Annotated in this window: 7 protein-coding genes; all 7 read right to left on the bottom strand. The window is 30.8% G+C overall.

From position 1 onward, the window contains the following. Positions 1-864 (bottom strand): cache domain-containing protein (locus tag AVANS14531_RS06335; RefSeq protein WP_336611734.1); only part of this gene is annotated, 864 nt, incomplete at its 3' end. Between the two features lie 178 nt (positions 865-1042). Continuing rightward, positions 1043-1765 carry a fumarate reductase iron-sulfur subunit gene (locus tag AVANS14531_RS06330; RefSeq protein ID WP_239818423.1) on the bottom strand — a complete coding sequence of 241 codons (723 nt, stop codon included), beginning with the start codon at positions 1763-1765 and terminating at the stop codon, positions 1043-1045. Beyond that, positions 1758-3749: a fumarate reductase flavoprotein subunit gene (locus AVANS14531_RS06325; protein ID WP_239818422.1), complete on the bottom strand. Its 1992-nt coding sequence runs from the start codon at positions 3747-3749 to the stop codon at positions 1758-1760. The genes AVANS14531_RS06330 and AVANS14531_RS06325 overlap by 8 nt, the downstream gene beginning before the upstream one ends. Positions 3750-3767: 18 nt before the next feature. Continuing rightward, entirely contained in the window at positions 3768-4487 is a 720-nt protein-coding gene (locus AVANS14531_RS06320; RefSeq protein WP_239818421.1) for a fumarate reductase cytochrome b subunit, read from the bottom strand. Positions 4488-4539: 52 nt separating this feature from the next. Further along, complete coding sequence (locus AVANS14531_RS06315; protein ID WP_336611733.1) at positions 4540-6018, bottom strand: DASS family sodium-coupled anion symporter; 1479 nt, start codon at positions 6016-6018, stop codon at positions 4540-4542. Positions 6019-6724: 706 nt separating this feature from the next. Next, positions 6725-7678 carry a hypothetical protein gene (locus AVANS14531_RS06310; RefSeq protein WP_336611732.1) on the bottom strand — a complete coding sequence of 318 codons (954 nt, stop codon included), beginning with the start codon at positions 7676-7678 and terminating at the stop codon, positions 6725-6727. A 30-nt stretch (positions 7679-7708) separates the two neighbouring features. Continuing rightward, positions 7709-8200 (bottom strand): flavodoxin domain-containing protein, encoded by a 492-nt coding sequence (locus AVANS14531_RS06305; protein ID WP_336611731.1) that lies wholly within the window; start codon positions 8198-8200, stop codon positions 7709-7711. Positions 8201-8316 lie beyond the last annotated feature (116 nt).

Here is an 8316-nt window from a genome sequence, read left to right as displayed (position 1 = left end):
TTTAATTAAACTTCCTAAGCTCTCATCAAATTCCCTAGCTTCACTTGTAGCACAAATAGTCCAGTTTAAATCATTATGGTAAGCACAAACTGCTACTTGATCAATATTATTAAGATTATATTCAATAGGAGTTATTTCACTTGACTTGTTTTTAGAAGTGCTTATTTCTTGTAATTTTCTAGTAACTTCATCTGCTATTGTTGCAGGTTTTAATTCTTGTTTGCTATCTGCATAAATTGTAAATAATTTTCTACTATCAAAAGCAAAGGTTGAACTTGTTCTTGATGGCTTAAGAGATAAGATATTTTCTCTCATTTCTTCTAATAAAACATCTCCTGCTATAACACCTACAATCTTGCCATTTTCAAACACAGGTGCTGCTATTGTTGCTGCATTTTTGCCTAATGCGTCATTATAAAAAACTTCATTTCCTATAATAACTCTACCTTCGCTTACAGCTTCTTTATACCAACTATCGTTTCTGTATTCTGTATTTTCTAAAACATTAGCTTTTTCTTCTTTATTTACTTTTTGAAAAATTTTGCCATCGCTAGCTCTTACATAAAAAATACCAGCCTTAAAGCCTGAAACATCATAGTATAAATCTAAAACATTTAATATGCCTTTGTCATTTTTACTATCAACTTCATCAAATTTTTCTACAAGTTCTGCTATAAAAGTCTTTTTTCCTGCAAAATAAGCATTTATATACATCATAGTAGAATCTAATGTGTTTTTCTTGCTTTGATTTAAAGCACTATAAGAATCGTTTTTAGAGCTTTCATAATTTACAACGCCTAAAACGATAAAACATAAAATCAGTGGAATCCCCACTAATAATGGAACTTTATTTGTAAGTTTCATTTATAACCTTTCTAAATAAGTGTAATTTGTTTAAAAAGGCGTAATTGTATCATTAAAAACTAATTTATAACTTATATAAAATAAAAAATTTAATTAATAAGAATTTAAAATCTAATTTTAAGGTTTAATTCCTATTTCAAATTCTTTTTGAAATTTGAAATAGGATTTTAAAGAAAACTTAATTCTTATTTGTAGCTAATTTGCGTCTTAAGTAAGCGATTTTTGTTTGCAATGGTAATTGTTTTGGACAATTATCTTCACAAGCAAGTAAGCTCATACAAGCAAAAATACCATCATCATCACCAATTAACTCATAAAAATCATCTAAAGTTCTATTATCATGTGGGTCTTGCTCGTATCTTGCAGCTCTCATAAGTCCAGCTGCTCCAATGAAGTTTGGTCTCATAACTTTAGTTGCACATGAAGCTATACAAATACCACATTCAATACATCTATCAAGCTCAAATGTTTCTTCAGCAATAGCAGGCTCAACCTTTTCTTCAATCTTAGAAATATCAGTAACTTTATCAGTATGTATCCAGCTTTCAACTCTTTTACACATACCTTCCATCCATTCACCTGTATTAACGCTTAAATCCTTAATATGCTTAAATGCAGGTAATGGCATAAGCTCAATTACTCCATCAGGATAATCTCTAGTTAAAGTTCTGCAAGCTAATTTTGGTTTACCATTAATCATCATCGCACACGAACCACAAATTCCAGCACGACAAACAAAGTCAAAGCTTAAACTCGCATCAAATCTTTCTCTAATCATATTTAAAACTATAAAAATAGTCATACCATCAGTTTCTTCTAGCTCATAAGTAGCAAAATGCGGTTTGCTTATTTTGCTATATGGATTATATTTAAATGCTTTTATTGTTAATTTTCTACTCATAATCAACCCCTATTCTTTGGTTTGGTGCTTTAAATTTAGCTTGTAATTCATAAGGCATTAACGCATCTTGAATTTCATATCTGTTTTTGCCTTCTGCTTGCATTTTTTCTGTTATTTCATCTACTTGCTTTTGGCGAACTTCGCTTAATGGGTTTTCTATGATATTTCCTTTTGCACCATATCCACGGAATGCTGGTGGCATTTCCATTTTCATGATATCTAAGTCTTCATATTCAACTCTAGGTAAAGTAGAACCTTCATCCCAATAAGTCATAGTTCTTTTCATCCAGTTTAAGTCATCTCTTTTTGGATAATCTTCTCTATAATGTGCTCCACGGCTTTCTGTTCTAAGTAATGCACCACGAGCTACACAAAGTGCAACTTTTAGCATTCTAGGAACTCTATAAGCTTCTTCAAGCTCTGGATTTGAACTATTTAATTCTTTATCTTTAATAGCTACTTTTGAGCTTTCTACTAATAATTCTTCAAGGCGTTTTACTGCATATTCTAAGCCTTCGCCTGTTCTAAATATAGCAACATGCTCCCACATAATATCTTTCATTTCATTTTTGATTTCAAAAATATTATATTTACCTTCACGATTTGCTATTTCTTTTAAATAATTTGCTTCTTTATTTAAAAACTCTTGAACCACATTCATATCAGCTACAATTGCATTGTTTTTGCAATACTCAGCAAAATAATCTCCTACAATCATACCTGCTACAACGGTTTCAGCACAGCTATTTCCACCAAGTCTATTAAATCCATGCATATCCCAGCAAGCTGCTTCACCAGCTGCAAAAAGTCCTTTCATGCGTGGAGTTTCTCCGTTTGGCTTAGTTCTAATTCCACCCATTGAATAGTGTTGCATAGGAAGAACTGGCGCCCAACCTTTTGGACCTTCATCAGCAGGGTCAATTCCGTTAAATGTCTTACAAATATCTTGAACATCTCTTAAGTTTTTTTCTACATGAGCACGACCTAAAATTGAAATATCAAGCCATAAATGCTCTCCATAAGGGCTCTTTACACCTTTTCCTTTTCTAATATGTTCCATCATACGACGACTTACAACGTCACGACTAGCAAGTTCTTTTTTCTCTGGCTCATAATCAGGCATAAAGCGATATCCATCAACATCTCTTAAAACCCCACCATCACCACGGCAACCTTCTGTTAAAAGTATTCCACTTGGAACAATCGGTGTTGGGTGAAATTGAACCGCTTCCATATTTGATAAAGAACAAATTCCAGTCTCAAGTGCCATTGCTGCACCTGTTCCTTCACAAATAACTGCGTTTGTGGTTTGCTTATAAACTCTACCATAACCACCTGTTGCAATCATTGTGCCTTTTGAAACAAAAGCTGTTAGGCTTCCATCAATCAAACTTCTTGCAACTACTCCTAAACAAACGCCATCTTTATGAATAATTCTTAAAGCTTCCATTCTATCTATGATTTTTACATTATGCTTTATAGCTTCATTTGCAACACCAAAAATCATACAATGCCCAGTAGCATCAGCTATATAACAGGTTCTCCATTTTTTAGTTCCACCAAAATCCCTTGCGTTTATTAGTCCGTGTGCTTCTGCTTTTTCTTCTATTGTTACTTTTTGAGCGTTGATTACAACACTTCTAGGACCTTTAGTAATTCTAGTCCAAGGCACACCCCAACTAGCTAATTCACGAACAGCTTTAGGTGCTGTTTGAGCAAACATACGAGCTACTTCTTGATCGCAACCCCAGTCGCTTCCTTTTACAGTATCAGCGAAGTGTAAGTCTTCATTATCGCCTTCACCTTTATTTCCATTAGCAAGGCTTGCTTGCATACCACCTTGAACTGCTGCTGAGTGAGAACGCTTAACAGGACAAATACTTAATAGCGTAACCGATTGACCACTCTTAGCAACTTCAACTGCAGACCTAAGACCTGCAAGTCCTCCACCAACTATCAAAGCATCACTAAATTCTACTTTCATTCTAAGCCTTTCTGTTTGTTATAAGCTCATTCCAGCTTTTATGAATACTGCTAAATTAGCAAGTCCTAAAACTATAAAGAAAATACTAATAATCCATTTTAATTTCTTAAGAGTTTTTCTTCTAGCTCTTGCAGTTTTTACATCTTCACCATCAAACCAACCCCATTTAACGCAAAGTCTATAAAGACCTATTCCGCCATGAAGTTCAACAGCAAATAATAAAATCAAATAAAACGCCCACATATTGTGATTTACAATTCTTTCAACAGCACCTAAGAATCTAATTGTCTCAGGATTAAAAAACATCATAGCAAGGTGCATTGATGCAAAGAAGAACATTAAAAATCCGGTACAGGCTTGAATAACCCATAAAGTTGTATCTTCATGCTTGATTAGTTTTGAATGCTCTCTTGTGATTTGCCATTGGCGATAAGTAATAGGTAATTTTCTCATTCCAAGCGCAGCATGAACAAAGAAAATAACAAAAATTACAAACACCATACAAGATACTATGGCAGGTTTTGGGGTATCAAAAATAGCTGAACCTTCAAAAAACTTAGCCGTAGCATTAAAAAAATCAGGGCTAATTAAAACGGTAGAAACAAATATCATATGTCCCCACATAAAAAGCCCTAGAATTAAACCAGTAGCACTTTGATAAAAGTCAAGCTTAGCAGGTAAGCGTGATTTTGTGCCATCAACTCTTTTGCCTAAAAAATTCTCAATTTTACTAGACACTTTTACTCCTTTTCTTAATTTTTTTTCATTCTACTAATGATTTATAAACGACTTACGAAAAAATATGTGGAATAATAAATTTAAACCACGGATAAGCAATAAGTGTGTAAATTAGTAAATAAATCGCTCCAAAAATAGCACCTAATTTCCAAAACTCACTACCTTTTATGTATCCACTTGCAAACCAAATCGGACTATGTCCTGTTCCATAAGGGGTTAATACGCTAATCATACCCATAGGAGCTAGTAAAAACATCATTATAAATGACGCATCAAAGCCTTCAATTTTGCCTGCAATAATCGCAAATACTCCAACAACTGCGGTAACATAAGCAGTGCCTGATGCGAAAAAATATCTTAATAAACAAAATACTAATAATAAAACAAACACAGCAGTAGTAGGTGAAAATCCACTTAATAAACTATCTGTATATTTTGATAAAAAGTCTAAGAAGCCAACATTTTTTAAACCCCCTGCCATAGTTACTAAAGTTGCAAACCAAGTAAGAACATTCCAAGCTGGTTTATTAGCTAAAAAATCATTCCAAGTAATAATATTTGTAACTATCATTAGAACAATTACAATTAAGGCTGTTGTTGTAGCGCTCACGCCGAATTTTTTTGAGCCTATCCATAAAATTAGAGCAAGAACTGAAATGCTTAACATTAATAATTCTTTTGGTTTAATTGAGCCAAGTTTAGTTAATTCTTCTTTAGCCCACGCACTAATTTTACTAGAGCCTTTTACTTCAGGCGGATAAATATAATATGTTAATAATGGTGTGATTAAAAATAAAATTATTCCAACAGGTAAAAAGCATAAAAACCAGCCCATCCAATCAACTACTGCTATTCCTGATTTTGATAAAATTTCTAAAGCAAGTGGATTTGGTGCTTGACCTGTTAGAAAAATTGAGCTTGAAATACAAGTAGTAGCAAGGCTTACCCATGCAATATAAGCACCTACTTTTCTAGGTTCTTTTTCTGGTGAGCTATCATACATGGTAGGAATACTCATAGCAATTGGATAGATTGTCCCTCCACTTCTTGCTGCATTGCTTGGGATAAATGGGGCTAAAATTAAATCAGCAATAGCAATTGCATAGCCTAAACCTAAAGTAGATTTACCCAATTTATTAACCAAAATTAAGGCAATTCTTTTTCCAAGACCACTATTTTGATAGCCTATTCCTATCATAAACGAAGCAAATATAAGCCATACAACCGAATTTGAAAATCCTGTTAGACCCCAGTTAATCGCAGCTTCTGCACTAATCTTTGCACCTACTTCGCCTGATTTTACTGGTCCAACCTTAAACAATACAGCTAAAGCAATAGCGATAATTCCTAAAAACGCAGGTGGCATAGGCTCTAAAATAAGCCCAACTACTAAAGCAGCAAAAATGCTAACAAAAATCCAAGCATTCATACTAAGCACCGAATAATCGGCGAAAATGTATGAACAAGCATAAACAAACAACCCAGTAAAGATAGGGGCTATAAGTTTTGCTAAAGAAACTTTGCCTTTCATACTAACTCCTAAAATTAAGTTTAAATTAATATATTACAAAAATCTAAAGATTTTCTTAAATTTTGTAATATTTTTGTAACTTTATTTAATTAATATTTTTTCTTTATATTTAATTAAGAATTAGTTTATTGCGTTAAATGTAAGCTTTTGATTTATTAGCTTTTGTTTAAAGAATTTGAATTAGGAATTTGCTTTTTTTGTTTTTGTAATATTTAAATATTGTTTTAAAATTCCTAATTCAAATTCTTTGTAAATTTAGAATAATAAACACTATCAAACAAACTAGTCTTAATTAATAAAACAGAATTAAAATCAAGCTTATATTTAATGTAAAACGAAAAGAATTAGGAAATAGAAATTTGCTTTTTAATTTGTGCAATATTTAAATATTAATTTGCGATTTCTAATTTAAGTTCTAAAGATTTTAGGATTATATCAATTGTGAGATTATCATAAAAATAGAAGAACTTATTTAATTTTAGTTCAAATTCCTATTTCAAATTCTTTAAAAGTTTAAATAAAACTACCGATAATCATTATTGGCTCGGAACTCAATCCAATCAGAACAACTAAGCACACAAACTAAACAATAAAAAGTGAAGTATTAGAGTTTAGAAAATATAAAAGAATAAAAGGAAAATATTCTGAGCTTATATTTATTTGTTAAAACAAAAAGAATTACAAAATAGGAATTTGCTTGACTTTTTTATTTAGAAGTTTTAGAAATTAAGTTTTGGCAAAAGTCTTGAAAAACCTTTAAATTTTCATCATTTAAATCATCTTTATTGATTTTAAATTTTAAATATTTTGTAATAATTATTAGATTTTTTAAATCAAATGATTTTATAGATTTGATTTTAAAAAGCCAAAATCCGCATTCAAATTCTAAAAAATCATCATAAAAATTAAGCCTAATAATATTAAATTTTAGCTCAAAAATCAGCGTAATTATAAGATTTAAGATAGTTAAAATATATATTATGATAACCTTATCTCTATATTTAAAAGCTGCAATTATAAAAACAAACCACATTAATAAAATCAAAAAATATTTATTAAAAGTCTTTAGTCTTATACTATGTCTTATCTGTGGTAATTCATAATTATTAGGGTATTTTCCCTTGATATTTAGCACATAAAAAATACTTGTAAAAAATATAAAAAATGGAAAAATATATTTTAATTTCTTATAATCATCTATTACTCTATATCGCTCATAAATATAGCCGTTTGATTCTAATTGCCTAACTACTGGATTGCTAATTTTGTTATATAATTCAAAATCAAAAAAATTAGGAATATAATAAACCACAACCCTTTGACCTTCTAATTTACTAGCATAACTTTTATATCCTTGCATAAGAAAAGCTTTTCGTTTATTATCATTATCGTCAAGCACTTCAATATACCAAGCTCTATTTTTATCACTATAAATATAAACTCCGGTATCAACTAATATTCCTTCAATTTTTTTAAGTTCATCAATGCTTTTTGTATGATCATTAATATACTCTAAGCTATACACTACCACCATAATAGACATTATAAAAACAAAAAATGCTGAGATTAATTGAAATAAAAATAATAAAAAATTACCTTTTTTATCATAACAAAGTCTAAAAATAAATATCAAATATAAGTGTTTAAAAAATGCTTTCATTACTAAAAAAGGAAGCTTAGCTTCCTTAAATTATAAATATTTTTTGATGTTTTCAACCCAAGCATTAATTCTTGCTTCGTTTTTATCGCCATCAGCTTTATCAAGGCAAAGTCCTCTTAAAGCGTTTCCATGCTGAAGTCTTGAGAAAGTGTATTTATAATCATTTGAGCAAACTTCACCTATAAATCTTGCTCCACTAAATGCTAATTTATCATAAAAATCAGCTACACCCGAGCAAAAACTATCAGGATGTCTTTCTTGTCCGCCAACACCAACAATAGCTACATTTTTATCACTAAAATCAATAGTATTTAATAATTTTACCTTGCTTCCCCAATCTTCTGCAAGTGCTCCAAAGAAATAGCTTGAACTCATTAAAACTAAAGTTTTATATTCTGCTAATGCGTTTATTTCAACATCTTTAATATTTATAACATCAGCACCGATTTTTGCTGCGATTTGCTCTGCGAAAGCTTTTGTTGTGCCGCCTTTTGTAGCGTAAAAAATACCAACTTTTTTCATCATTTCTCCTTGTAATTAAATTGTGTTTTTATTCTAGCCTAAAGAAGATAATCTTTGTGTTAAATTAGTCTTGGAATTTGAAATAGGAATTTCCTATTTCAAATTCTTTAAAAAAA

The sequence above is a fragment of the Campylobacter sp. Cr9 genome (assembly GCF_020138295.1).
Taxonomy (GTDB): domain Bacteria; phylum Campylobacterota; class Campylobacteria; order Campylobacterales; family Campylobacteraceae; genus Campylobacter_E.
This window is presented reverse-complemented; position numbering and strand designations above follow the sequence as displayed.

What these genes read in the sequence shown, in the direction of transcription:
- AVANS14531_RS06330 (WP_239818423.1), bottom strand. Translation starts at nt 1,765, where the DNA reads ATGAGTAGAAAATTAACAATAAAAGCATTTAAATATAATCCATATAGC.
- AVANS14531_RS06325 (WP_239818422.1), bottom strand. Translation starts at nt 3,749, where the DNA reads ATGAAAGTAGAATTTAGTGATGCTTTGATAGTTGGTGGAGGACTTGCA.
- AVANS14531_RS06315 (WP_336611733.1), bottom strand. Translation starts at nt 6,018, where the DNA reads ATGAAAGGCAAAGTTTCTTTAGCAAAACTTATAGCCCCTATCTTTACT.
- AVANS14531_RS06310 (WP_336611732.1), bottom strand. Translation starts at nt 7,678, where the DNA reads ATGAAAGCATTTTTTAAACACTTATATTTGATATTTATTTTTAGACTT.
- AVANS14531_RS06305 (WP_336611731.1), bottom strand. Translation starts at nt 8,200, where the DNA reads ATGAAAAAAGTTGGTATTTTTTACGCTACAAAAGGCGGCACAACAAAA.